This window comes from Paraburkholderia sprentiae WSM5005 (assembly GCF_001865575.2).
Classification (GTDB): domain Bacteria; phylum Pseudomonadota; class Gammaproteobacteria; order Burkholderiales; family Burkholderiaceae; genus Paraburkholderia; species Paraburkholderia sprentiae.
The window spans coordinates 1803957-1826127 of the sequence record NZ_CP017562.2 but is presented as its reverse complement, the minus strand read 5'-3'; the positions used below and the strand labels follow the sequence as shown (position 1 = coordinate 1826127).

Genomic DNA, 22171 nt, shown 5'->3' with positions numbered 1-22171 from the left:
GGAACGCAGCCGTTATGACGCCGCTTCGACCGTCAGATGCGTGACCTCGTGCACTTGCGCGAGCCGCGCGCGGATCGTCTCCGCGGTGACGCCGCCGTGCGTGCGAACACTGACGATCGCGGCTCGCGCTTCCGGGCCGATCTGCCAGACGTGCAGATCGGCGATTTCGGCGTCGCCGTGCGAACCGAGGATTTCGCGGATTTCGCCGGCAACATGCTCGTCGGTTTTATCGAGCAGCACGCTGGCCGTGTCGCGCATCAGCGTCCACGCCCAGCGCGCGATGACGATTGAACCGACGATGCCCATCAGCGGGTCCAGCCACACCCACTCGAGATAGCGGCCGGCCAGCAGGGCCACGATCGCCAGCACCGAGGTCAGCGCATCGGCGAGCACGTGCACGTAGGCGGAGCGCAGGTTGTTGTCGGACCCGTGCGCATGGCCGTGATGATGGTCGTGATCGTGATGCCCATGGTGCGCATGGCCGCCCGACAACAGCAACGCGCTGACGATGTTCACGACCAGCCCGATCGCCGCAATCACCGCTGCTTGCCCGAACGCGACACCGGTGGGATGGATGAGCCGGAACGCCGATTCGATGCCGATGCCCAGCGACACCAGCGCGAGAATCAACGCCGAAGCGAAGCCGGCAAGCTCGCCCACTTTTCCGGTCCCGAAGCTGAAAGCGCGGTTTGCCGCGTTGCGTCTCGCAAACGCATACGCGAGCGCCGCAATTCCCAGCGCGCCGGCGTGCGTCGCCATGTGGAAGCCATCGGCGAGCAGCGCCATCGAGCCGGTCATGTAGCCGGCCGCGATTTCGCCGACCATCATCGCAAGGGTGAGTGCGACGACGGAACGGGTCCGGCGTGCGTTTTCGTCGTGCGAACTGCCGAGAAACGAGTGCTCGTGCTTGTAGATCATGTTGTCAGTCATAGAAACCCACTTCGAATAACGGCGAATGCGCTTCAATCAGTCGTCTTTGTGTTCACTCAGATGCGACATAGCCGCATCATACTGTTTGCTGTCGCGGTTCGAAGGGCGGATGTCGATGCGCGGGCATGAATGCTGCGGGGCGCGAAGCGATTGCGCGCGGCGCGCATGACCGACCGTCAAGCCGTCTTGAAGCCTTGCTCGAGGAGAACGCGGATGAGAACAGCGACGCTAGCTGCAGCATGGGTCGTCGCGGTGGCGGCCGCGGCCTCGCCGGCGCGCGCCCAGGACGACATGGCGAGCACCGCGCAAGCGGTGCTGAGCGCGGCGCAGCCGGTGCATATGACGGCGGAGATCGTCGCCATCGATGCGGGCAACCGCTCGCTGACACTGAAGGGCCCGCACGGCGACGTCGCGATCGTACTCGTCGGCCAGCAGGTTGCCGCCTTCGATCAGCTGAAGATCGGCGATCGCGTCGACGTGCTGTACAAGAATGCGTTGCTCACCAAAGTCGACAAGGCAAGCGGCGCGGGCAAGGGGATTCGCGAGCGGGCCGACAGACAGAGCTACAGGCCGGCGTCGGGCGGGTACGAGGCGGCGCGGCAGACCGAGGTGTTCGCGACCGTACTGAAGATCGATCGCAAGCAGCGCCTCGTCACGCTGCGCGGCGCGTATCAGACGCAGACCTTCGAAGCCGCGCCCGATGTGGATCTGCGCGACATGAAGGTCGGCGATACCGTGCACGCGGCGTTCGTGTCGGCCGCCGCCGTGCAGGTGACACCGGTCGGGCAGTGACGGGGGAAGGGCGCGGCAGTGGTCGTGCGGCCGCGTTCGCTAAGCACAGTATGTCGAAATATGTCGCGGCTCCCGCCAAATGCCCGCTAAGCCTTGCCTGACGGGCGCGCATCGCGGTGAAACCGCGCGACATATCTTCCGTGATGATTTCCGCGGTGTGTCCTTCTATAGTCCGTTCGTCGCCACGCGGCAGTGACGCAAGTGGCCCGAATCCAGCAAGGACATACCGTGAAAAATCATTCGTTCGCAGGTTCCGACAAGGTCTGCCGCGGCGTGGCGCGACGCGCGCTGCGCAAGGCGCTGCTCGGCGCGGCCGCCGCCGTATTCGCGCTCGGCAGCGCATCGGCGTTCGCGTGGTCAGGTCACGGCACCGCGTACACGTCGCGCGGCGTCTATAACGGCGCCCACTCCGGCTCCTGCGGCGGCGGTAGCTGCTCGCATGCGGGCGGTGTGGCCGGTCCGTATGGCGGCTTCGCGAGCAACACCGGCACGCTCACGCGCACCGCGCCCGGCCAGTTCTCGAACTCGGGAACCGCAACGGGCCGCTACGGCAATTCGGTGCAGCATTCCGGCGACACCAGCTGCGCGGGCGGCTCCTGCTCGCACAACGGCACGCTGAGCGGCCCCGACGGCAAAACGGCGACGACGTCCGGCGACGTGACGCGCACCGCGCCGGGCCAGTACTCGTCGTCGGGCTCGATCACGGGGTCGAACGGCAATACGGTCGATCATTCCGCGTCGACGAATTGCGCCGGGTCGACCTGCGCGCGCTCGGGCACGGTGGCGGGCCAGAACGACAACAGCGTCTATCACTCGGGCACCGCGACGCGGGTCGCACCCGGCGTCGTGACGACGTCGACCAGCGTGACCGGCACGCAGGGCCACACGGTGACATCGAGCGGTACCGTGGTAACAGGCGGCGTGGTGGTCGCGGGCGGGACGACGACCGGCACGACCGTGGTCGTCGCGCCGAAGCCGGTGGTGGTCGCGCCGCCGCCTGCGACGGTCATCGTGCCGCCGCCGGTCGTCTACGTGCCGCCGAAGCCGGTCGTGGTGACGGCCCCGCCGGTCTACGTTGCGCCGCCGGTCGTGCTTGCGCCTCCGCCCCCGCCGCCGGTTGTGTACGTCGCGCCGCGTCCGGTGTATGTCGCGCCGCGTGCTGCCGTCTGGGTGCCGGGCCATTGGATCGGGCGCGTGTGGGTGCCGGCGCATTGGGCCTGACGATGAGCGCGGCGATGCGAATCCGAACCTGCGTCGAAGCATGGCGATCCCGTCGCGCGATGCGCTACCCGGGAGCCGGCGTGGCTGCATGGCGCGCGCTCGGTAACGCGGCTGCGCTGGCGACGATCATGATTGCAACACTGCTGGCGCTAAACGCGTACCTCGAGCGAACCGACGACCTTCGCGCGACTCCCGCCACCCGCGCAGCGAGCGACTGTTCCGCGCGCTACGCCGCGTTGCTCGATCTGGCCGAACTCGCGCGGCGTGACGGCAAATCGTCCGAGATGGTCGTGCGTGGATTGAGCGAGCGTAACGGTGCGATGAGCGAGTGTCTACCGGCGGGCCGGGGCAGATCTGCACCGCAATCACATTGAACGGTCGGCAGCGCGTCCAGACGCATGCGGCGTTGCTCGGGCAAGCGAGCGGTATGCAGAGGGATCAAGCGATGGATCGGCTCACTGCATGCGCAACGGAAACCGGATTTCGAACGTGGTCCCCACGCCTTCGCACGACGCGAACTCGATTTGCCCATCGAGCACCCGGGAGAGCTCCTTGACGATCGCGAGCCCGAGCCCGGTGCCCGGAATGTCCTTGCCGGCCGCGCGCTCGAACTCGTCGAACACGCGCTCGGCGTCGGCCGGCGCAATGCCGATGCCGCTGTCGGACACCCGCATGGACCAGTGTTCGGCGCCATGCGTCGCGAAGCGGAATTCGACCTGCCCCGACTTCGTATATTTGATCGCGTTGGACAATAGATTGAGCGCGATCTGCTTGAGCTTGAGCCGATTCGACGTGACGATCGGCAGCGTCGCGTCGAATGAGCTGCGCAACGCGAGCCCCTTCGCGTCGATCGACGGCCGCGTCGACGCGACCAGTTCGTCGAACAGCTCGCGCAAATCGACGTCTTCAAGCACGAGCGGCGCCGAGTCGCCAAGCACGACCGAGTACTCGACCGTCTGGTCGACCAGTTGCTTCATGTCTGCAGCCTGGCGCTTCGCGAGCGTCAACGCGGCATCGGCATTCGACGGCGCTCGCTCGATCAGTTGCAGCGCGATCGAAAACGCATTGAGGAAATTGCGCAGATCATGCGCGACGCAGCGCGTGATGTGCATGCGCGATTCGTACAGATCGCCGACCAGCCGCTGCTTGAGCGTCAATTCGTGATTCGCGCGTTCGAGCCGCCCCGTGTATTCATCGATCGTGCGATCGCGTTCGGCGACGACTTCCTTGATCGACGCATAGGTAATCACGCTGAATGCTTCGGCGATCAGGCGCCGCGCGCGGCCCTCGTGGCGGCGCGTGCACGTCCTGTCGCGTTCGACGAATTCTTCGAGCGCTTCGGCGAGCACCTTGTGAAAGAGGTCAAGTTCGCGCACCAGCTCTTCGATCCGGTAACCCTGGCGCCAGCGCACCTTGCCGTGCTTCTTCGCGTCGCGTTCGATCAACGTTTCGACGCCTTCCAGATCTTCCGCATCGAGCACGACGCACAGTTCTTCGAGAATTTCCGGCAGGTGGTCGGCCAGTTGCTGGTAGGTGAGCTTGTCCGCTTCGGGGAGATGGGCGTCGATAGAGACGGCATGCATCCATTGCCGCGTCAGGCGGCCGCGCTCCGCCCGGATGAAGTTGGCGAAATTGCGCAGCGGGCCTACGCGTCTGTCGATCATGATGGATACCGGGATGGAGTTTAGACAACGTATAAACGCACGAACGGTTCCGAACGCCTCGATTTGCGCGGGCAGCGCGAGCCTGTTTCGCCGTCGGTCGGCCAGGCGACCCGATGCGCGCCGGCAACCGCGTCATTATCCGCGTAATTGCCGTCTGTGTAACAGGTCTCGCAAGACTCTCATCAGACAGCAAGCACATTCCGTCTGCAATCCATGATGTTAGGGATTGCGCGCCACGGTGCCGATACGGCACGAGTCGCCGTTGCCGCAGTCGTTATCACACTAACTGCGTGTCACATCATGACTGACGAGATCCGCTGAATCGGCCTTCAGGAAATCGACGAAGGCGCGCAGCGGCGCGGGCACATGACGATGGCCCGGATAGTACAGAAAAGGCCCTGAAAAGCGCTGCCACCAGGGTTCGAGGATCGCTTCGAGCGCGCCGCTGTCCAGATGCGGCCGCAGCATCTCTTCGAACAGATGGACAATGCCGAGGCCCGCGATCGCACCGCTGACCGCGAGGTCGATCGCGGCGCCCGGCCGCACCAGCAGCGGTCCGGTCGGATTCACTTGCAGCAGTTCGCCATCGCGCTCGAAGTACCACGTCGGCATCGCGCCACTCGCGAATTGTCCGCGCAGGCATGCATGCGCGAGCAGTTCGCTGGGATGCCCGGGGCGGCCATGTGCGTCGAGATACGCGGGCGACGCCGCGGTCGCGAAGCGCTGCACGCGCGCGCCGATCGGCACCGCGATCATGTCCTGCTCGAGGCGTTCGTCGTAGCGAATGCCCGCATCGCAGCCGATCGACAGCACATCGACGAAGCCATCCTCGACCACCACTTCGATGCGAATATCCGGGTACTTCTTCAGAAAGCGCGCGAGCACGTCGGGCAGCACGATGCGCGCGACGCTCGACGGCACATTGAGCTTGAGCGTGCCGGTCGGCTTGTCGCGAAAGCCGTTCAGCACATCGAGCGCCGCTTCCATTTCGCCAAACAGCGGCGTCAGCTTCTCGATCAGACGCAGCCCGGCTTCGGTCGGCGCGACGCTGCGCGTGGTGCGGTTCAGCAGCCGCAACCCGAGCCTGGTTTCGAGGCGCCGCACCGCGACGCTCAGACTCGACGCCGACACCCCGCTCACGCGCGCCGCATCGCGAAAGCCCCCGGCGCGGGCGACCGAGACGAAGGCGGCCAGATCGTTCAGTTCCATTAGATTGACTGTGCAGAATTTTGAACAACCCGTACACGTTAGACCCGTTTATTCAACAACGCAATTCCGGGATACTGCCGCTCATCACTTAAGGAGAACGTCATGCCGAATTTCAGCTCCATCGACACCTTCGCGCTAGCCGGCCGCCCGGTGCGGCGCATGGGCTATGGCGCGATGCAACTGGCCGGCCCCGGCGTGTTCGGGCCGCCGAAAGACCGCGATGCGGCGCTCGCGGTGCTGCGCGAAGCGATCGCGTCGGGCGTCGACCACATCGATACCAGCGATTTTTACGGGCCGCACGTGACCAATCAGCTGATCCGCGAAGCGCTGTACCCGTATCCGCGCGATCTGACGATCGTCACCAAGGTGGGCGCGGTGCGCGACAGCGCCGGCGCGTGGCTGCCGGCGCAGGAGCCCGCCGATCTCGAGCGCGCGGTGCACGACAATCTGCGCAACCTCGGTCTGGACGCGCTCGATGTGGTCAACCTGCGCGTGATGGGCAACGTGCACGAGCCGAGCGAGGGCTCGATCGAAAAGCAGGTCACGGCGCTCGCCGAGCTGCAGCAGCGCGGGCTCGTGCGTCATGTCGGTCTGAGCAACGTGACGGCCGCGCAGATTGCCGAGGCGCAGCGCATCACGAAGATCGTGTGTGTGCAGAACCACTACAACCTGGTGCATCGCCACGACGACGCATTGATCGATGCGCTCGCGAAGCAGGGCATTGCCTACGTGCCGTTTTTCCCGTTGGGTGGCTTCACGCCGATTCAATCGTCGGAACTGTCGGAGCTTGCGAAGACGCTCGGTGCGACGCCGATGCAGATCGCGCTCGCGTGGCTCTTGCATCGCGCACCGAACATTCTGCTGATTCCGGGCACGTCTTCGGTTGGCCATCTGCGCGAAAACCTGCAGGCGGCGCAGTTGAAGCTGAGCGACGAGGTGCTCGACCGACTGGATGCGATCGGCGCTGAAAAGGGCTGAGGGTCGGCTTAGACATTGCGGCGTGGCTCAAATCGATGCCGCAATGAACTCCCGCAACCATTGATGTCCGGGATCGCGATGCACCCGCTCGTGCCATAGCATCGCCATCTCATAGCCCGGCACCTCGACAGGTGGCTCGACCATCCGCAGCGCGTGCGAGCCGCGCACGAGGCGTGCGGGCAGCATTCCCACGAGATCCGTGCTGGCGAGCACCGATTGCATGAACAGGAAGTGCGGCACTGACAGCACGACCTTGCGCGCAAGCCCCACCTTCGCGAGCGTCTCGTCGGTGACGCCGACAAAACCGCCGCCGTCGGGCGACACGATCACGTGTTCGAGCTTGCAGAACTGCGCCAGGGAGGGCCGGCGCTTCAGCTTCGGATGACCCGCGCGGCCGACCAGCACATAGCGCTCGGCAAACAGCACGCGGCGGCGCAAGCCTTCGGGCGCGCCTTCGCTCGTATGAAAGCCGATATCGATGTCGCCCAACTCAGCCTGGCGCGCGAGCCGCGGCGGCGCCGCCTCGACGATCGCGAGACGCGTGCCGGGGGCCACCGCGCGTAGACCGGCGAGCATCGGCAGGATGATCGTCGACTCCGCGTAGTCCGTTGCGGCAATGCGCCAGGTTTGCGTCGCCGCGGCTGGATCGAACGGCTTGGTGGGCGCGACCGCGCGTTGCAGCGCGTCGAGCGCTTCGCGTAACGGCTCGCGCAACGCCTGCGCTTTCGCGGTGGGCCGCATGCCGCGCGGTCCAGGCAACAGCAGCGGATCGCCGAACACGTCGCGCAGTTTCGCCAGATGAACACTGACCGACGGCTGAGACAAGCTCAGCCGTTCGGCGGCACGGGTCACGTTGTGCTCTTCGAGCAGCACGTCGAGCGTGACCAGGAGGTTGAGATCGAGCCTTCTGAGATTAACCACCGCAATACCTGACATGTTGGGAATTCATTTCCAATATACCCCGGCGATGTCTATCGTGACTGTTTTCAGCCACCAAGGTCCCATCATGAACGTGCTTATCATCTATGCGCATCCCGAACCGAAATCGTTGAACGGTTCGCTGAAGGACTTCACGGTCCGGCATCTGGAACGCGCCGGCCACACGGTCCAGCTGTCCGATCTGTACGCGATGAATTGGAAAGCGTCACTCGATGCAAACGATAGCAGCGAGCGTCACAACGGCGAGCGTTTCTTTCCATCGCTCGAATCGAAGCATGCGTTCGAAAACGGCTTGCAGAGCGAAGACATCGCGCGAGAACAGGACAAGCTGACGTGGGCCGATGCGGTGATCCTGCAGTTTCCGCTGTGGTGGTTCTCGATGCCGGCAATCATGAAGGGCTGGGTGGAGCGCGTCTATGCCTACGGTCTCGCGTATGGCGTCGGCGAGCATTCCGATGCGCGCTGGGGCGAGCGTTATGGCGAGGGCCGTTTCGCGGGCAAGCGCGCGATGCTGGTCGTCACGACGGGCGGCTGGGAGTCGCACTACAGCGCACGCGGCATCAACGGTCCGATCGACGACGTGCTGTTCCCCATTCAGCACGGCGTGCTGTATTACCCTGGCTTCGATGTATTGCCGCCGTTCGTCGTCTATCGCGCGAGCCGCGTCGACGAGGCGAAGTACGCCGAGCTCAGCGATGCGCTCGGGCGGCGGCTCGACGCTCTGTGGACGACGCCGCCGATCGCGTTCCGGCCGCAGAATGGCGGCGCGTATGCGATTCCCGCGCTCACATTGCGGGACGACCTCGCGCCGGGGCGGGTGGGATTTGCCGCACACGTCGACGATGAGGGCGTAGAGACAGCAACGGAAGCGGACGAAGCGACTGAAGCCTGACTGGAACGTATGTTTCGCTGAAATTTGGTTGTAAGTCGCCATTGCTAGAGTCGTCGACGGACATAGGCCGAGGCATACCGGGGCGGTTTTCTTCGGATGCCTGACGAATGTAAGCAGCCGTAAGCAAGCGCAAGGGCGATCCACCATGAACCCAGTCCATACGTTCTGGCTTATTTTGATGCTGATCGCCCCGCCGACGTGGGCGTTCCAGTCGCGCGTCGTCAATATTCCGAGCGCGGCGATGCATCGCACGTTCGAAGCAACCGTCGTGCTGCCCGACCAATACGCGCGTGGCAGCCAGGCGCCGCGCTTTCCGGTCGTCTACGTGCTGCACGGCTCCGGCGGCGATTACACGGACTGGACCGCGAATTCGCGTATCGGTAAGCTCGCCGACCGCTATCACGTGATTCTGGTGATGCCCGACGGCGGGCACGAAAGCTGGTATATCGATAGCCCGGTCGACCCGCGCAGCCGCTACGGAACCTACGTGGGCACCGAAGTGGTCGCCTATATCGACAGCCATTTCCGCACGATCGCGACGAAGCAGGCGCGCGCTATCACGGGCTTGAGCATGGGAGGATTCGGCGCGCTACGTATTGCGCTCGACCGGCCCGACGCTTTCGGCGCGGCGGGCAGCATGAGCGGCGCGGTGGACCCGCGCCGCAGCGAGGGTGAGCCGGGCATCGAACGTGTGTTCGGCGACCCGATGCAGTATGCGGACTTCTGGAATCGCGTAGCGATCGTCGCGAGTGCGGAAGATTTCGGCCGTGACCATATCGCGCTGACGATCGATTGCGGCGCGAGCGACTCGCTCGTGCAGTCGAACCGCCTGCTGCACGAGCGGCTCGTCGAACTCGGCGTGCCGCACGGTTACGCCGAGCGGCCCGGTGGCCATACATGGAAGTACTGGTCGAACGCGGTCAAATATCAGGTGTCGTTCTTTGCCGGCACGTTCCGGCAGGCGGCGCGCGACATGCGTGACGCGCGCGCCGCGGCCTGACTGGCGAACGGCTGCGAGGTTTAATCGATCCCGTGAAACACCGCGTCGTCCGGACCGAGGTAGGCCGGTGGGCGCCACGCGGCATCGCGCATCGAATGCTGGACCTGCTTGTCGACACCGAGCAGCACCGCGAAAATCGCCATCCGCACCGGGATGCCGTTGTCGGTTTGCCGGAAAATCGCGAGCCGCGAGTCGTGATTGAGATCGGTGCTCAGATCGTTCGCGCCGGGGCGGCTGTCGCGCGGCAGCGGGTGCATGATCAGCGTGTCGGCGCCGCACACGCTGTCGACGAGCGCCTGGTTGATCTGGAAATCGGGCGTGTAGCCCTCGAACGATTCGTTCGTGAAGCGCTCCTTCTGGATGCGCGTCGCGTACACGACGTCGGCGCCGCGCAGACCGGTGTGCAGGTCGTGCGTTTGTTCGATCACGTGAGCGTTGCGTGAGATCTGCTCGATGATGTAGCCCGGCATTTCGAGCATCGGCGGGGAGATCAGCGTGAATTTGATGCCGCGATACAGTGCCAGTAACTTCACGAGCGAATGCACGGTCCGTCCGTACTTCAGGTCGCCGACCAGCGCGATATGCGCGCCGTCGACGATCTTGCCGAGACGCGAAAACTCGCGCTGGATCGTGTAGAGATCGAGCAGCGCCTGGCTCGGATGTTCGCCGGGACCGTCGCCGCCATTGATCACCGGCACGTTGGTCGCGCGCGCGAATTCGGCCACCGAGCCTTGCTCCGGGTGGCGGATCACCAGCGCATCGACATAGCCGCTCATCACACGGCTGGTGTCGTAGATCGATTCTCCCTTCGCCATCGACGAAAACGTGAAGCCGGTGGTGTCGCACACCGAGCCGCCGAGTCGGCAGAACGCCGCGCCGAAGCTGACACGGGTACGCGTGCTCGCCTCGAAGAACAGATTGCCGAGCACCGCGCCTTCGAGCACGCGTGAGATTTTGCGGCGCTGCGCGATCGGCTGCATGATGTCGGCGACGCGAAACAGCGCCTCGACCGCGTCGCGCGAAAACTGATCGACCGACAGCAGTTGCGGTTTGCCCTCGAACAGCATCTGGCTCGCGAGTGATTGCGAATCTACGCTTTGCGTATATCCTTCCCCCGGCTCGCTGCTCGCGACGATCTCCGACACGAAGCGCTCGACGATTTCCGGCATCGCCCGCGATTCTTGCGAGTCGTCCGGCAGCAGCCACGTATCCAGCGCCCGGCGCGACACGCCGATACGGTTCGCGAACGTGTCGCGCGTCATGTTCAGGCGACGCATCGCATCGCGTAGGAAGGCTTGTTGCGGAACGCTCATCAGGGCACCTGTCGCAAATTTTGGGGCGAGGGAGTAAGGCAGCACAACGCGGTGATATACGCGGTGCGTATATTAGTTTGCCGCGTGCAGAAGTCAAGCGATTTTGTCGGCGGGCCGGCATGCGGCTCGACTTCGAGCTCTTCACGACGATGTCCGCGGGTGGGAGCGAAGCGATCGCGGCGTCGACGCATTGGCGGCCGAGCGTTTCGTCGCGCTGAATCTCGCGTTGAGGAGGGGAAGAGGTCAGACCAGATCGATCCCGTCAGCGTCGGCGTATGGGTATGCGCCCATGGGCAACCGGTCCAAACCGCGCTTCGCCTACGCGGTCATCATTCGCGCTCTGAGCATTTCGCCGAAGTCGTCGGCGCTGATCGGCTGGCCGAGCAGGAAGCCCTGCATCTCGTCGCACATCATCGAGCGCAGCTTGTCGAGTTGCGATTGCGTTTCGACACCCTCGGCGACCACGTCCATTTCGAGCGAGTGCGCGAGCGCGATGATTGCCGACACGATCGCGCTGCCCGCGGTGCCGTTCGCGTCGAGACCGTGGGTGAAGAAGCGGTCGATCTTCAACTGCTTCGCCCGGAAGCGCTGCAGATACGCGAGGCTCGAATAACCGGTGCCAAAGTCGTCGATCGAGATGTCGAAGCCGCACTGCTGGAACGCGCGGATCACTTCGACGGTGCGCGCGGCGTCCTGCATCGCGACGGTCTCGGTGATTTCAAACATGATCTGCTCGCACGCGACGCCCTCGGCACTGACGATGTCGAGGATCGTCTCGACGAGCTCCGGCTGCAGCAATTGACGCGGCGACAGGTTGATCGCCACCTTCATCGTCGGCAGGCCCTGTTCGATCCAGCCGCGAATGCGCCGGCAGGTTTCGCGCACGACCCAGTAGCCGATCTGCACGATCTGTCCGGAACGCTCGGCGACCGGGATGAATTCAAGCGGCGTCAGCGCGCCCAGCTCGGGATCGTGCAGACGGATCAGCGCCTCGGCGCCCGCGAGCGCGTCGCCGCCGCCATGAAACTTCGGCTGGAACATCAGCGAGAAACGATCGTTCGCGAAGGCTTCATGCAGCACCTGCTGGATCTTCAACGTGCGCGTCGCGGCCTCGTTCATCGCGCGTTCGAAGAAGCGGTAGGTGCCGCGGCCGGCGCGCTTCGCTTCGTACATCGCGGCATCCGCATGCTTGAGCAGCGTCTCGACGCTGTCGCCATCGCGCGGATAGAGCGCAATGCCGATGCTCGGCATCACCTGCAGCGGTTGTTCGTCGCTCCAGGTGCCCTGGCGCATCCGCTCGAGCACGCCGTCGGCGAGCGCAGCCGCGTCGGCGGCGGACCCGAGCTCCTCCGCGAGCACGACGAACTCGTCGCCGCCGAGCCGCGCGACGGTGTCGCTCGAACGCACGCATTGCTGCAGGCGTTGCGCGAACGCGGAGAGCACCGCATCGCCGGCCGAGTGGCCGAGCGAATCGTTGATCGTCTTGAAGCCGTCGAGATCCATGAACAGCACTGCGAACGTCGTACGCTGGCGGCGCGCGCCGCTAATCGCGCGTTCGATCCGCTCCGTCAGCGTCGCGCGGTTCGGCAGGCCCGTGAGCACGTCGAGCGTCGCGAGGCGCACGATCTGGCCGTTCAGCTTCGACACCGCGCCGAGCAGGAGGGTGGTACGCACGTCGAAGCGGGTCAGCATCAGCGTGACGATCAGGACCGCGAACGTGAGCAGGATCACCGAGGTGGCGAGCCATTGCGCGTGCATGCCGTTGGCCGCGCCGCAGATCGCGCCGGGCGCGAAGTCGGCGGCGGCCATGCCGGCGTAGTGCATGCCGCTGATGGCGATGCCCATCACCAGCGCCGCGGCGAGACGTTTGCTCGCGATATGGCGCTGCTGTTCGTTGCTGAGCGCGCGCGCCATCCACAGCGCGGCGCTCGACGCGCCAACCGCGATTGCGATCGAGGCCGCGAACCATCCCGGTCGGTAGTGGATCGCGGGCGCCATGCGCAGCGCCGCCATTCCGGTGTAATGCATGCCGGCGATACCGATGCCCATCACCACGCCGCCCGTCAGCAGCCGGCCCGGCGTCAGGCGCTGCTGGGTCGTCAAGGAGAGCGCCAGATACGAGGCGCCGATCGCGAGGGCCAGCGAACAGGCGGTTGTTGCGAGGTCGTAGCCGAGCGGGATCGGCAGCGAGAACGCGAGCATCGCGACGAAGTGCATCGACCAGATGCCGACGCCGAGCGCCAGCGCGCCGCCGAGCCGCCATGCATGCCGCCGGGGCGCCGTGGCGAGCAGAAAGATGCGGCCTGTCAGATTGAGCGCGGTGTATGACGCGAGGGTCGCGACCGCGAACGAAATCGTCACGAGCCAGAAATTGTAAGAACTCTGCATATTGGGTCCGCGCGGAGGAGTCCGGCGGACATGTTATCGGCAGTTTTTCAACTTTGTTGAACTTATTTGAGATTTGCTGTCACGGCACGAAACGGGTGCGCGGTCGTCGGCCGATGCCGCGCTGGAACGCGTGTGGGGTGCGGGCAGGCTATGCATCGGAGCGCGGATCGGACGCCGAATCGGCGTCGTGACGGCTCAGCGCGAAGCCCTCGTCGAGCCAGCCGGTGATGCCGCCTGCCATCAGCTTGACGGACCGCCCGAGCTGGGCGAGCCGCAGTGCGCCGCGCGCTGCACCGTTGCAGTGCGGGCCCGCGCAGTACGTAACGAACAAAGTGTCCAGCGCATAGGCCGCGAGCTTCGACGCGACGATCTTGCCGTGCGGCAGATTGAGCGCGCCCGGCAGGTGTCCCTGCGTGAACAGCGCGGGACTGCGTACGTCGAGCAGCACGAAGCCGGGCGCGCCGCTCGCTAGCGCGGCGTGGACGTCGGCGCAATCGGTTTCGAAGCGCAGCGACGCGTGAAAGTGCGCGAGCGCCGCGGCGCTGTCGGCGGCGGGGATCGTGGTGACGGCGTTCGGGGCGGCGGTGTGTTTGTCGTAAGTCATGGCAAGGAACGGTTGAATTGACGAGTGGTCTGGCGCGCGCGTTTCAGGCCCGACGATTGTGGCGCGTGGCGGGGCGACGGATAAGTGGCGTGATCGTCAATCTTCGGTAACATCGCGCCATGCACAATCATCTCGTCGTCGCGCTGGCCTACGACCGGCTCTGCACCTTCGAATTCGGCTGCGTGACCGAACTGTTCGCGCTCGAGCGGCCCGAACTCGGCGTGCCTTGGTATCGCTTCGCGGTCTGCGCGGGCGAGCCCGGTCCGATCCGCGCGGCGGGCGGCATTACGCTGGCCGCGCCGTACACGCTGAAGCTGCTCGCGAGCGCCGACACGATCGTGATTCCGGGTTGGCGCGATGCCGACGAAGTGCCGCCGGCCGCGCTGCTGCGCAAGCTTCGCGCGGCCTACGAGCGCGGCGCGCGGCTCTGTTCGATCTGCTCGGGCGTGTTCGTGCTGGCGGCGGCCGGCGTGCTCGACGGCAAGACCGTGACCACCCACTGGCGCTACGCCGACAAGTTGCAGCAGCGCTATGCGCACCTGCGCGTGCAACCCGATGCGCTGTATGTCGATGAAGGTCAGGTGATCACGTCGGCGGGATCGGCGGCCGGGCTCGACATGCTGCTGCATCTGGTGCGGCGCGATCATGGCAGCGCCGTCGCGAATCGGGTCGCGCAACGGCTCGTGGTGCCGCCGCATCGCGAGGGCGGCCAGGCGCAGTTCGTGCCGCGCCCGATGCCGCACGACGAAGGCGGGCGTGTCGCGAAGCTAATGGACTGGCTGCGCAGCCATGCGGCCGAGCCGCATACGCTGCGCTCGCTCGCCGGGCGCGCGGCGATGAGCCCGCGCACGCTGCAACGGCAGTTCCGCGACGCAACCGGCATGGCGCCTTATGAATGGCTCGTCAGGGAACGCGTCGCCATCGCGCGTGAGTTGCTCGAAGCCGCGACGCCGCTGCCGATGGCGCGTGTCGCCCAGCTGGCGGGGTTCGGGTCCGAGGAATCGCTGCGGCGGCATTTTCGCCGGCTCACGTCGACGAGTCCGGGCATGTACCGGCGCAGGTTCGGTGGGCAAGGGTGCTAGTCGCGAACTGCCCGCGACGCTTATCATGCAGGCGGATAGGCATGCATCGTCGTCGTAGTCGTTTCAGTCCGCCAGCGTTCCCAGACTCTCAGCAAAAGAAAAAACGCGCGCCATGCCAAACGTACTGAATCATGCCGAGCTCGTGTTTCTGCTGTCGTTCATATCGATGTGGTTGGCGGCGCGCATCGGCGCCACGATATTGCGGCGCGTCGGAACCATCGCCGACGATGCCCGCGACGACTTCAGCGTGATCCAGACCGCGACGTTGACGCTGCTCGCGCTGATCATCGGCTTTACGTTCTCGATGGCGGTCGGCCGCTACGACCTTCGCGAACATTATGAGGAAGAGGAGGCGAGTGCGATCAGCACCGCCTACCTGCGCGCCGACCTGCTCCCCGCCGCCGATGCGGCCGCCGTCCGCGCGTTGCTCGTCAAGTACCTCGACGTGCGCGCGCTGTTCTACACGACACGCGATGCGCGGGAACTCGACAGAGTCGACGCGGACACCACGCGCCTGCAACAGGAAATGTGGACGAGGGTCAGGAATGCAGCGGTCGCTCAACCGACGCCGATCACGGCGCTCGTGGTGAGCGCGATCAACGACGTGCTGAACACCCAAGGCTACGCGCAGGCCGCGTGGTGGAACCGCATCCCGTATGCAGCATGGGGGTTGATGACGCTCATCGCGATTGGCGCGAATCTTCTGGTCGGCTACGGCGCGCGAGCACTGACGGCCGGCGCTGGCTTGCTGCTGGTCGTGCCGCTCGTGGTGGCGCTGGCGTTTTCGCTAATCGCCGATATCGACAGCCCGCGTGGCGGCATGATCCATGTGCGCCCGGTCGATCTGCAGGCGCTGGTGAGTTCGCTGCATCCGAGGTGAACCCGCATCGAATTCGCGGTGCGCCGAACTCACGGCAGCAGGCATGGCGCTCACGACGAGCTGGCTCATCCAACGGAACCGCTATGTCCGATATCACAAACATCATCGCCAGTTTCAACGCCGGGCGCGACCCCGAACGGCTCGCGATGAAATACAAAGCCATGCGCGGTTCGCCGTTCGTGTTTCTGCGCGGCACCTGTCATCTGTTCTACGAGCGTCTGCCGCGCGCGAAGGTGCTCGACGATGCGCCGCACGTGTGGATCTGCGGCGATATGCACTTCGAAAACTTCGGCAGCTACAAGGGCGACAATCGCCTCGTCTACTTCGACAACAACGACTTCGACGAAGCCTGTCTTGCGCCGGCTTCCTACGAGCTCGTGCGTCTGTTGACGAGCGTGCTGGTTGGCGCGGCCGATCTCAAGCTGAGCCGCGCCGAGGCGCTCGCGCTTTGCCATACCGCGCTCGATGCCTACAGCGCCGCGCTCGCGGACGGCAAGTCGCGCTGGATCGAAGCGGAGACCGCGACCGGCATGGTGCGCGATCTGTTCGTCGCGCTCGCCAGCCGCACGCGCGCCGCGCATCTGGACCGCCGCACTGTGCTCAAGGGCAAGACGCGCATGCTGAAGGTCGACGGCAAGAAAGCGCTACCCGTCAGCGACGAACGGCGCGCGGCGGTCGAGCAGTTCATGCAGCGATTCGCGCTGACGGAGCCGAACCCCGAGTTCTACCGCACGCTCGATGTCGCGCGGCGCATCGCGGGGACTGGCAGCCTGGGTGTCGATCGTTATGTGATTCTGGTCGAGGGCAAAGGCTCGCCGGATGGCAATTACCTGATCGATCTGAAAGAGGCGCTGCCGTCGTCGGTGAGTGCGCACGTGAAGGTAACGCAGCCGAAGTGGCAGACCGAGGCGCAGCGGGTCGTCGAAGTGCAGCGGCGCAATCAGGCGGTCTCGCAGGCGTTTTTGCACGCGGTCGAATTCAACCAGCGCTCCTATGTGCTGCGGAGTTTGCAGCCGTCGGAAGATCGTGTCGCGCTTGCCGACTGGGGCGGCAAGCTGCCGCGGCTCGAGGAAGTGATCAACAACATGGCCCAGTTGAGCGCGTGGGCGCAACTGCGCAGCGGAGGACGGCAGAAGTCGGCGATTGCGGATGATCTGATCGCGTTTGGCAGTCGGCGCGATTGGCAAATGCCGTTGATCGAGCTTGCGGCGCAGTGCGCGGCGCAGGTCGCGGCGGATTGGAAGGCTTATCGCGAAGCTTATGATCGAGGGGCTTTTGAGGCGAGCGGCACGGGCAAGTGAAGCGTTGTCTGGACGCCGGCGCGGACAACGAATTCTTGCGGGAAAGAAACGCGCGTCACTCCGGTGGCATCTGCGACGCACTGGTTTGCGGCTCGCAAGGCAAAGCCGCATCATTGCTTCAGCCATCGGATTCGCCAAACGGGAACCGGGCCAAATAGCGTGTATAGTGAGGCATCCCTTTGTCGGAGAGCGTTGTCATGTCGGTACTGCAACTGGGCTCCTACAAGGGGTTCGAACTTTATCCATTGGTCTTTTCGCGCCCGTTCGCCCGGTTTGACGCGCATTCCAGGTATTCGGAAGGCTACGACGTTGCGGTACGCATTTGTCGTGTCGGAGCAAGCGATAGCCGTGTGTTTCGGCTTCAGTTGCGAGACTCCGTCGCCGACTTCGGAGTCGCTAGAAGGACTGCCTATCAACGCGGCAGGGACATCATCGACGGAAAGGTCGATGGCGCATCCGTTGCCGACTTATAACCAGCTCACCTATCAACAGCGACGAAAATCATCAACATGATGGATGTGCGGTGAACCGCGTTGTTCGAGGCGAGCTCAAGGATTGATTTGACTACGATAACTCCGAAGGTAGATGAACCGCTTGAGGTCGCGCTGCGCCGCTTCCGTAGAGCCATAGAGCACACCGGTTTGATCAAGGAACTGCGAGCTCGGATGTCTTATGAGAAGCCGACGGCCGAACGCAAGCGTAAGAAGGCAGTGGCTGTCGCCCGTCAACGACAACGCATTCGGCGGTCGAAACCGCCAAGGAAACTGTACTGAGCGGGTTCGGTTTGCGTCCCGACGGAGCGCCGCGAGCGGGAAACGGCTGCGTCGGGCAATGTCCTCAGTCGGACGCCGAAGACAGTCGTTTGACCGTTCGCACGCAAAGTGTTAAAGTCGTGGCGAAGTTCAAGAAGTCTGAGTGCTGCTCATCAATAGTCCCGTTCCCCTCCGCGGTATTCGTTGTCCATTCCCTCCTTGACGCTTCTTCTGCTCCTCGCCGGAGCTAACTTTATTTATTTTCTCAAGGATTCTTCATGGATACCGGTACTGTAAAGTGGTTCAACGACAGCAAGGGCTTCGGCTTCATTACCCCCGACAATGGCGGCGATGACCTCTTTGCTCACTTCTCCGAGATTTCGGGCGACGGTTTCAAGAGCCTCGCTGAAAACCAGAAGGTAAGCTTCGAAACGAAGCGTGGCCCCAAGGGTCTTCAAGCCGCCAATATCAAGCCGTTATAACGGATAACAGGTCCGGTGTCCCCGCGAGGACCCGGACTGCAGCTTTCGTCTTCGTGGCACCCGCCTCCCACTCCCTGGCGCTTTCCTGAAGCGCCAGTCTCGTCGCCAGACACTATCCCTTCTGGCGCCAGCGACGCACGCAATCCCCAACGCAAATTGCCGCGCCCTTGATGGCGCCGTGTGCAGTCGCGCATCGAAAATTAAAATGCAAAAAACACCTATTGAGAATTACCACGGCTACGCCGTTCACCCATCCGCGCACCGCATGTCTGACGGTTATTTCTCGTCGAACCTGGTGCTCGAGCGACCGTGCACATCGTCCGGAACGGCGCGCTACCAGTTCTATTCGCTCGAATATTTCTCCGACGAGCACGAAGCGATTCGTCACTCGCACCGGTGGGCGCACAAATGGATTGACGGTCGCGGCTGAGCGCCCTTGGTCCTACACCGCCGCAACACGCTTTCATTCGATCCGCTCAACCCATTGACTGCGCCAACCCGGTGCCTCGAACGGATCCGCAAAATACTGGGTCTCGTGGACGACCTTGCCTCCGCGGAACTCCATCATGCTGACCGTGTACGCGATACGCCCCTGATAGTTGATGGTGTACTCGGTTATCCAGAGATTGCCGTCGCCTTGAATTCGCCTGACGTCGAAACCCGATGGCTTGCCGGGATGATGAGCGCGCAGTGCCTGCAAATTGATTCGGCCGCGAATTCGCTCGCCTGATTGGGGGTAGTCGCAGATCGCATCGTCATCGTAGATAGCGTGCTCGGCGTCGAGATCGCCGTCCGCCGACGCTCGCCAGTGTGCGTTCAAGGCTTCACGCAGGGCTTCTTCGTTCATGCAGTGTCTCCAGATCCAGGTGTGCAATCGACCGGCCGCAAGTGGTGGCCGCATCGACATTCTCCCCCTAGCGGCATAATCCGCGTCGTAATTGACCTTCCGAAGCCGGTGGAATGCGCTCGCCTGCAACGTTGCTCGCCGGGGTCACGTCATTCGGACTGCCGGCCCGCTCCTGACAGCCGAGACAGCCGCTTGCCGTTCCCTTTCTTGTGAAGTCTCCGAAGAGAAGGCGAGCGCTCAGTGAGCATCGGTGACATTTCATTCTCCGCATGCCGCGCGCCCACGAACTGCTGCCTGAATTGAACCGGTGTCATGTCTTTCGCGGCTTTGAACTGCCGATTGAAATTCGCCACGTTCGAAAATCCGGACCGCGTCGCAATGACGGAAACGGGCGCTAGCGTTTCCGTCAACATCCGGCACGCGTGTCCGATTCGCACGCGCGTCACGTATCGCCCGACGCTCTGGCCAAGATGCTGCGTGAAATGCCGCGTCAACGAGCGCTCGGAAAGCCCCGACGCCTTGGCAAGCGCAGAAAGTCGAAGCGGATGCGCGAACTGCGTTTCGATCAACGCGAGCACGCGGTTGATCTGATCGGATTCATGGCCAGTCGGCGCGCCGGACCGCGCATCGAATGCGCTCGGGGACGTAAGCGGCGTGGCGGGAAGCTGCGACAGCAAATCCAGCACGTCGAGCACCGCCTGCAAGCGTTCGCGCGGTTTGTCGGACAGCAGGCGCTCGAGGTGTTCGCGCATGCGCGTCCCGGCACCGTCCCCGAACGCGAGGCCACAGGCCGCTCTGCGCAACACGTCGCATAGTCCGTTGTATTCGGGGCAGACATCGGCGAGTCGCCGCACCCACGCGCCGTCGAACCATACGACGATCGCGACTTGCGGGTGCGCCGCGTCGATCGAGCGGTTCGAGGCCCACGTGTGCGGCAGATTCGGCGGAACCAGCACGAGATCGTCGGCGCCGTAACTCGCGACGGAGTCTCCGATATACCGCTTGCCCTGACTGTTCATCGTCAGCGTCAGCTCGTACTCGGGATGGTGATGCCATTCGAAAGGGATGCGGGACAGCCGGCGGTGGTAAACCCTGACCGAACAGTCCCGACCAAAATCCACGTGCTCTAAAGCGGCTTTCATGTCCGGAATCGTCAAATCTTTGACCGGATAGTATCACGCGGGCGTCGCTCGTTCGCGTACGCTTCATGCATCAGAAACCACATGGAAACGATGCAATGGCCTTGCAAATCGACGACCTGCCGGCAGCCATCCGTCGCGCGAAGCGCGAACTCCGCGAGATGCTGCCGAGCTACCGTGAAGTGTTCGCCGACGTCGAAGCGGCGATGACGAAAGAGGCGGAGCGAATCGCCACGCTGCGTGAGCGCGACGAGCCGGTCATTCCGGAAATCCAGTTCGCCGACATCGTGGCGAACCGCATCACCGACGAGCAGATCGCGTCCGTCAAGGCACGCGGCGCCTGTGTGATCCGCAACGTGTTCGACCGGTCTCGCGTCGAGCAATGGGATCAGGACATCGCCGAATACGTCGAGCGCAACAACCTCGACGCAAAGCTGCTGAATCGCGCGGAAGACAAGTACTTCGGTCAGCTCGCCTCGAGCAAGCCGCAAATCTACGGTGTGTACTGGTCGAAACCGCAGGTGCTCGCGCGGCAGTCGACCGAGCTCACGCAGGCCCGCGTGTTTCTGAACCGGCTGTGGCGCACCGAAAGCGAAGGGGGCGTGCATTTCGATCCGAACCATGTGCCGGTGTATGCCGACCGCCTGCGTCGTCGGCCGCCCGGGTCGGAATCGCTCGGCTTGTCGGCGCATTGCGACGGTGGTTCGGTGGAGCGCTGGATCGAGTCGAATTTCCGCAAGGTGTATCGCCACGTGTTCTCGGGCCGCTGGCGCGACTACGATCCGTTCGATGCCGCATGGCGAACCGAGGTCGAGGAGATCGCTTCGCCGGCCGTCTGCTCGATGTTCCGCACGTTTCAAGGCTGGACCGCGCTGACGCCGCAGGGTCCCGGCGACGGCACGCTGCAATTGGTGCCAATGGCGAACTCGATGGTCTACATCCTGATGCGCGCGCTTCAGGATGATGTTGCCGAAGACGATCTGTGCGGAGCGATGCCCGGTCGCGCGCTGTCGATCAAGGCCGAATATCATGCGCCGCTGTTTCATGCGCTGTCGTCGATTCCGCTGATGCAGGCGGGCGACACCGTGTTCTGGCACAGCGACGTCATTCACGCGGTCGAGGACGCGCATCGCGGCAACGGCTATAGCAACGTGATGTATATCGCTTCGCTGCCGGCCTGCGCGAAGAACGATGCGTATCTGAAGCGGCAGCTGTCGAGCTTTCTCGATGGCAACAGCCCGCCGGATTTTCCGGCCGATCACTTCGAAGTCGATTTCGTCGGGCGCGCGACGGCAGACGATCTCACTGAGCTTGGCCGTTCTCAAATGGGCTTCGGTTTGTGAGCGAAGGATCTGGCCGCCTCGGGATCGGGAGTAGAACTTGCTGCTAGATCGGTCACAGCAACGAAATTAGGAGGACCGGCCATGGCCACCACACCGAACAAAGACGACAACCCGATACGGCCCGATCAGTCCGACGTCGTGCAGACGGATTTGCCCGACGTCGGTCCGTCGCAGGACCCGGATGAGCCGCCGCTCGATCCCGACCTCGACCCCGATCGCGAGGACGACAAGCCGTAGTCGAGCGCATTCGCCCGAATGATCGCGATGGGCGAGGCCCAATGCTTGACTTTCATTGGATAGCCAGCGGCGAGGAGCGACGGCAATGCAGCCACGCAGTCGCCAGGCGATTTGCGTCGCATCGCCTCGCTCCCCTTATAATCCGGCATGACTTCCACTCCCCATGCAGCCACCCGAC

The 22171-nt window shown here is 64.1% G+C and carries 24 protein-coding genes; 15 read left to right on the top strand and 9 right to left on the bottom strand.

Translation table 11 applies throughout. From position 1 onward, the window contains the following. Positions 1–12: 12 nt before the first annotated feature. The gene (dmeF, locus tag BJG93_RS25060) at positions 13–930 is read right to left on the bottom strand and encodes a CDF family Co(II)/Ni(II) efflux transporter DmeF (RefSeq protein ID WP_027194035.1); all 918 of its coding nucleotides are present in this window, start codon (positions 928–930) and stop codon (positions 13–15) included. Positions 931–1143: 213 nt separating this feature from the next. On the opposite strand from dmeF, the gene BJG93_RS25055 reads away from it, so the two are divergent. The 3 genes from BJG93_RS25055 (at position 1144) to BJG93_RS25045 (ending at position 3317) form a co-directional block, all read left to right on the top strand. Beyond that, the gene (locus BJG93_RS25055; protein ID WP_027194034.1) at positions 1144–1722 is read left to right on the top strand and encodes a hypothetical protein; all 579 of its coding nucleotides are present in this window, start codon (positions 1144–1146) and stop codon (positions 1720–1722) included. 228 nt (positions 1723–1950) lie between these two features. After that, complete coding sequence (locus BJG93_RS25050; RefSeq protein WP_051374141.1) at positions 1951–2943, top strand: hypothetical protein; 993 nt, start codon at positions 1951–1953, stop codon at positions 2941–2943. 14 nt (positions 2944–2957) lie between these two features. Next, positions 2958–3317 carry a hypothetical protein gene (locus BJG93_RS25045; protein ID WP_231337514.1) on the top strand — a complete coding sequence of 120 codons (360 nt, stop codon included), beginning with the start codon at positions 2958–2960 and terminating at the stop codon, positions 3315–3317. Between the two features lie 81 nt (positions 3318–3398). On the opposite strand, the gene BJG93_RS25040 is transcribed toward BJG93_RS25045, so the two are convergent. Together BJG93_RS25040 and BJG93_RS25035 are read right to left on the bottom strand one after the other, a co-directional pair. Continuing rightward, a complete protein-coding gene (locus tag BJG93_RS25040) occupies positions 3399–4607 on the bottom strand; it encodes a sensor histidine kinase (RefSeq protein WP_027194032.1) in 1209 nt (402 codons plus the stop codon). A 282-nt stretch (positions 4608–4889) separates the two neighbouring features. Next, positions 4890–5816 (bottom strand): LysR family transcriptional regulator, encoded by a 927-nt coding sequence (locus BJG93_RS25035; protein ID WP_027194031.1) that lies wholly within the window; start codon positions 5814–5816, stop codon positions 4890–4892. 102 nt (positions 5817–5918) lie between these two features. On the opposite strand from BJG93_RS25035, the gene BJG93_RS25030 reads away from it, so the two are divergent. Then, complete coding sequence (locus BJG93_RS25030) at positions 5919–6794, top strand: aldo/keto reductase family oxidoreductase (protein WP_027194030.1); 876 nt, start codon at positions 5919–5921, stop codon at positions 6792–6794. Between the two features lie 27 nt (positions 6795–6821). Here the strand turns inward: BJG93_RS25030 and BJG93_RS25025 are convergent, their stop codons facing one another. After that, the gene (locus BJG93_RS25025; RefSeq protein ID WP_027194029.1) at positions 6822–7730 is read right to left on the bottom strand and encodes a LysR family transcriptional regulator; all 909 of its coding nucleotides are present in this window, start codon (positions 7728–7730) and stop codon (positions 6822–6824) included. A gap of 70 nt (positions 7731–7800) precedes the next feature. On the opposite strand from BJG93_RS25025, the gene BJG93_RS25020 reads away from it, so the two are divergent. Beyond that, complete coding sequence (locus tag BJG93_RS25020; protein ID WP_027194028.1) at positions 7801–8625, top strand: NAD(P)H-dependent oxidoreductase; 825 nt, start codon at positions 7801–7803, stop codon at positions 8623–8625. Between the two features lie 145 nt (positions 8626–8770). Further along, positions 8771–9625 (top strand): alpha/beta hydrolase, encoded by an 855-nt coding sequence (locus BJG93_RS25015; protein WP_027194027.1) that lies wholly within the window; start codon positions 8771–8773, stop codon positions 9623–9625. Positions 9626–9645: 20 nt separating this feature from the next. Here the strand turns inward: BJG93_RS25015 and BJG93_RS25010 are convergent, their stop codons facing one another. The 3 genes from BJG93_RS25010 to BJG93_RS25000 form a co-directional block, all read right to left on the bottom strand. After that, the gene (locus BJG93_RS25010; protein WP_027194026.1) at positions 9646–10938 is read right to left on the bottom strand and encodes an aspartate carbamoyltransferase; all 1293 of its coding nucleotides are present in this window, start codon (positions 10936–10938) and stop codon (positions 9646–9648) included. Between the two features lie 318 nt (positions 10939–11256). Continuing rightward, a complete protein-coding gene (locus BJG93_RS25005) occupies positions 11257–13326 on the bottom strand; it encodes a putative bifunctional diguanylate cyclase/phosphodiesterase (RefSeq protein WP_027194025.1) in 2070 nt (689 codons plus the stop codon). A 148-nt stretch (positions 13327–13474) separates the two neighbouring features. Beyond that, positions 13475–13930 carry a rhodanese-like domain-containing protein gene (locus tag BJG93_RS25000; protein ID WP_027194024.1) on the bottom strand — a complete coding sequence of 152 codons (456 nt, stop codon included), beginning with the start codon at positions 13928–13930 and terminating at the stop codon, positions 13475–13477. A 119-nt stretch (positions 13931–14049) separates the two neighbouring features. On the opposite strand from BJG93_RS25000, the gene ftrA reads away from it, so the two are divergent. The 7 genes from ftrA (at position 14050) to BJG93_RS24965 (ending at position 18857) form a co-directional block, all read left to right on the top strand. After that, positions 14050–15012 (top strand): transcriptional regulator FtrA, encoded by a 963-nt coding sequence (gene ftrA / locus BJG93_RS24995; RefSeq protein ID WP_027194023.1) that lies wholly within the window; start codon positions 14050–14052, stop codon positions 15010–15012. Positions 15013–15124: 112 nt separating this feature from the next. After that, entirely contained in the window at positions 15125–15892 is a 768-nt protein-coding gene (locus BJG93_RS24990; protein ID WP_027194022.1) for a hypothetical protein, read from the top strand. Between the two features lie 83 nt (positions 15893–15975). Continuing rightward, positions 15976–17193 carry a DUF2252 domain-containing protein gene (locus tag BJG93_RS24985; protein WP_027194021.1) on the top strand — a complete coding sequence of 406 codons (1218 nt, stop codon included), beginning with the start codon at positions 15976–15978 and terminating at the stop codon, positions 17191–17193. A gap of 197 nt (positions 17194–17390) precedes the next feature. After that, positions 17391–17666, top strand: coding sequence for a hypothetical protein (locus BJG93_RS24980; protein WP_027194020.1), 276 nt, complete (start codon positions 17391–17393; stop codon positions 17664–17666). Between the two features lie 87 nt (positions 17667–17753). Continuing rightward, on the top strand, positions 17754–17966 hold the full coding sequence (rpsU, locus tag BJG93_RS24975; RefSeq protein WP_082194464.1) for a 30S ribosomal protein S21: 213 nt from the start codon (positions 17754–17756) through the stop codon (positions 17964–17966). Positions 17967–18223: 257 nt separating this feature from the next. Beyond that, positions 18224–18427, top strand: coding sequence for a cold-shock protein (locus BJG93_RS24970; RefSeq protein WP_027194019.1), 204 nt, complete (start codon positions 18224–18226; stop codon positions 18425–18427). Between the two features lie 205 nt (positions 18428–18632). Next, on the top strand, positions 18633–18857 hold the full coding sequence (locus tag BJG93_RS24965; RefSeq protein WP_027194018.1) for a hypothetical protein: 225 nt from the start codon (positions 18633–18635) through the stop codon (positions 18855–18857). Positions 18858–18890: 33 nt separating this feature from the next. Here BJG93_RS24965 and BJG93_RS24960 read toward each other — a convergent pair whose 3' ends face one another. Further along, a complete protein-coding gene (locus BJG93_RS24960) occupies positions 18891–19274 on the bottom strand; it encodes a nuclear transport factor 2 family protein (RefSeq protein WP_027194017.1) in 384 nt (127 codons plus the stop codon). Positions 19275–19423: 149 nt separating this feature from the next. Beyond that, positions 19424–20416 (bottom strand): helix-turn-helix domain-containing protein, encoded by a 993-nt coding sequence (locus tag BJG93_RS24955; RefSeq protein ID WP_034477293.1) that lies wholly within the window; start codon positions 20414–20416, stop codon positions 19424–19426. Positions 20417–20511: 95 nt separating this feature from the next. Here BJG93_RS24955 and BJG93_RS24950 point away from each other — a divergent pair, with 95 nt between their 5' ends. Together BJG93_RS24950 and BJG93_RS24945 are read left to right on the top strand one after the other, a co-directional pair. Next, on the top strand, positions 20512–21756 hold the full coding sequence (locus BJG93_RS24950; protein ID WP_027194015.1) for a DUF1479 domain-containing protein: 1245 nt from the start codon (positions 20512–20514) through the stop codon (positions 21754–21756). 81 nt (positions 21757–21837) lie between these two features. Continuing rightward, on the top strand, positions 21838–21993 hold the full coding sequence (locus tag BJG93_RS24945; protein WP_167544163.1) for a hypothetical protein: 156 nt from the start codon (positions 21838–21840) through the stop codon (positions 21991–21993). Positions 21994–22171: the final 178 nt, after the last annotated feature.

Bases quoted from the DNA above. Each gene is read 5' to 3' on its own strand.
- BJG93_RS25055 (WP_027194034.1), top strand. From the start codon at position 1,144: ATGAGAACAGCGACGCTAGCTGCAGCATGGGTCGTCGCGGTGGCGGCC.
- BJG93_RS25040 (WP_027194032.1), bottom strand. From the start codon at position 4,607: ATGATCGACAGACGCGTAGGCCCGCTGCGCAATTTCGCCAACTTCATC.
- BJG93_RS25020 (WP_027194028.1), top strand. From the start codon at position 7,801: ATGAACGTGCTTATCATCTATGCGCATCCCGAACCGAAATCGTTGAAC.
- BJG93_RS24945 (WP_167544163.1), top strand. From the start codon at position 21,838: ATGGCCACCACACCGAACAAAGACGACAACCCGATACGGCCCGATCAG.
- BJG93_RS25045 (WP_231337514.1), top strand. From the start codon at position 2,958: ATGCGAATCCGAACCTGCGTCGAAGCATGGCGATCCCGTCGCGCGATG.
- BJG93_RS25000 (WP_027194024.1), bottom strand. From the start codon at position 13,930: ATGACTTACGACAAACACACCGCCGCCCCGAACGCCGTCACCACGATC.
- dmeF (WP_027194035.1), bottom strand. From the start codon at position 930: ATGACTGACAACATGATCTACAAGCACGAGCACTCGTTTCTCGGCAGT.
- BJG93_RS24970 (WP_027194019.1), top strand. From the start codon at position 18,224: ATGGATACCGGTACTGTAAAGTGGTTCAACGACAGCAAGGGCTTCGGC.
- BJG93_RS25025 (WP_027194029.1), bottom strand. From the start codon at position 7,730: ATGTCAGGTATTGCGGTGGTTAATCTCAGAAGGCTCGATCTCAACCTC.
- BJG93_RS25010 (WP_027194026.1), bottom strand. From the start codon at position 10,938: ATGAGCGTTCCGCAACAAGCCTTCCTACGCGATGCGATGCGTCGCCTG.
- BJG93_RS24990 (WP_027194022.1), top strand. From the start codon at position 15,125: ATGCCAAACGTACTGAATCATGCCGAGCTCGTGTTTCTGCTGTCGTTC.
- ftrA (WP_027194023.1), top strand. From the start codon at position 14,050: ATGCACAATCATCTCGTCGTCGCGCTGGCCTACGACCGGCTCTGCACC.
- BJG93_RS24955 (WP_034477293.1), bottom strand. From the start codon at position 20,416: ATGAAAGCCGCTTTAGAGCACGTGGATTTTGGTCGGGACTGTTCGGTC.
- BJG93_RS24960 (WP_027194017.1), bottom strand. From the start codon at position 19,274: ATGAACGAAGAAGCCCTGCGTGAAGCCTTGAACGCACACTGGCGAGCG.
- BJG93_RS25035 (WP_027194031.1), bottom strand. From the start codon at position 5,816: ATGGAACTGAACGATCTGGCCGCCTTCGTCTCGGTCGCCCGCGCCGGG.
- BJG93_RS24965 (WP_027194018.1), top strand. From the start codon at position 18,633: ATGCAAAAAACACCTATTGAGAATTACCACGGCTACGCCGTTCACCCA.
- BJG93_RS24985 (WP_027194021.1), top strand. From the start codon at position 15,976: ATGTCCGATATCACAAACATCATCGCCAGTTTCAACGCCGGGCGCGAC.
- BJG93_RS24950 (WP_027194015.1), top strand. From the start codon at position 20,512: ATGGCCTTGCAAATCGACGACCTGCCGGCAGCCATCCGTCGCGCGAAG.
- BJG93_RS25005 (WP_027194025.1), bottom strand. From the start codon at position 13,326: ATGCAGAGTTCTTACAATTTCTGGCTCGTGACGATTTCGTTCGCGGTC.
- BJG93_RS25030 (WP_027194030.1), top strand. From the start codon at position 5,919: ATGCCGAATTTCAGCTCCATCGACACCTTCGCGCTAGCCGGCCGCCCG.
- BJG93_RS25015 (WP_027194027.1), top strand. From the start codon at position 8,771: ATGAACCCAGTCCATACGTTCTGGCTTATTTTGATGCTGATCGCCCCG.
- BJG93_RS24980 (WP_027194020.1), top strand. From the start codon at position 17,391: ATGTCGGTACTGCAACTGGGCTCCTACAAGGGGTTCGAACTTTATCCA.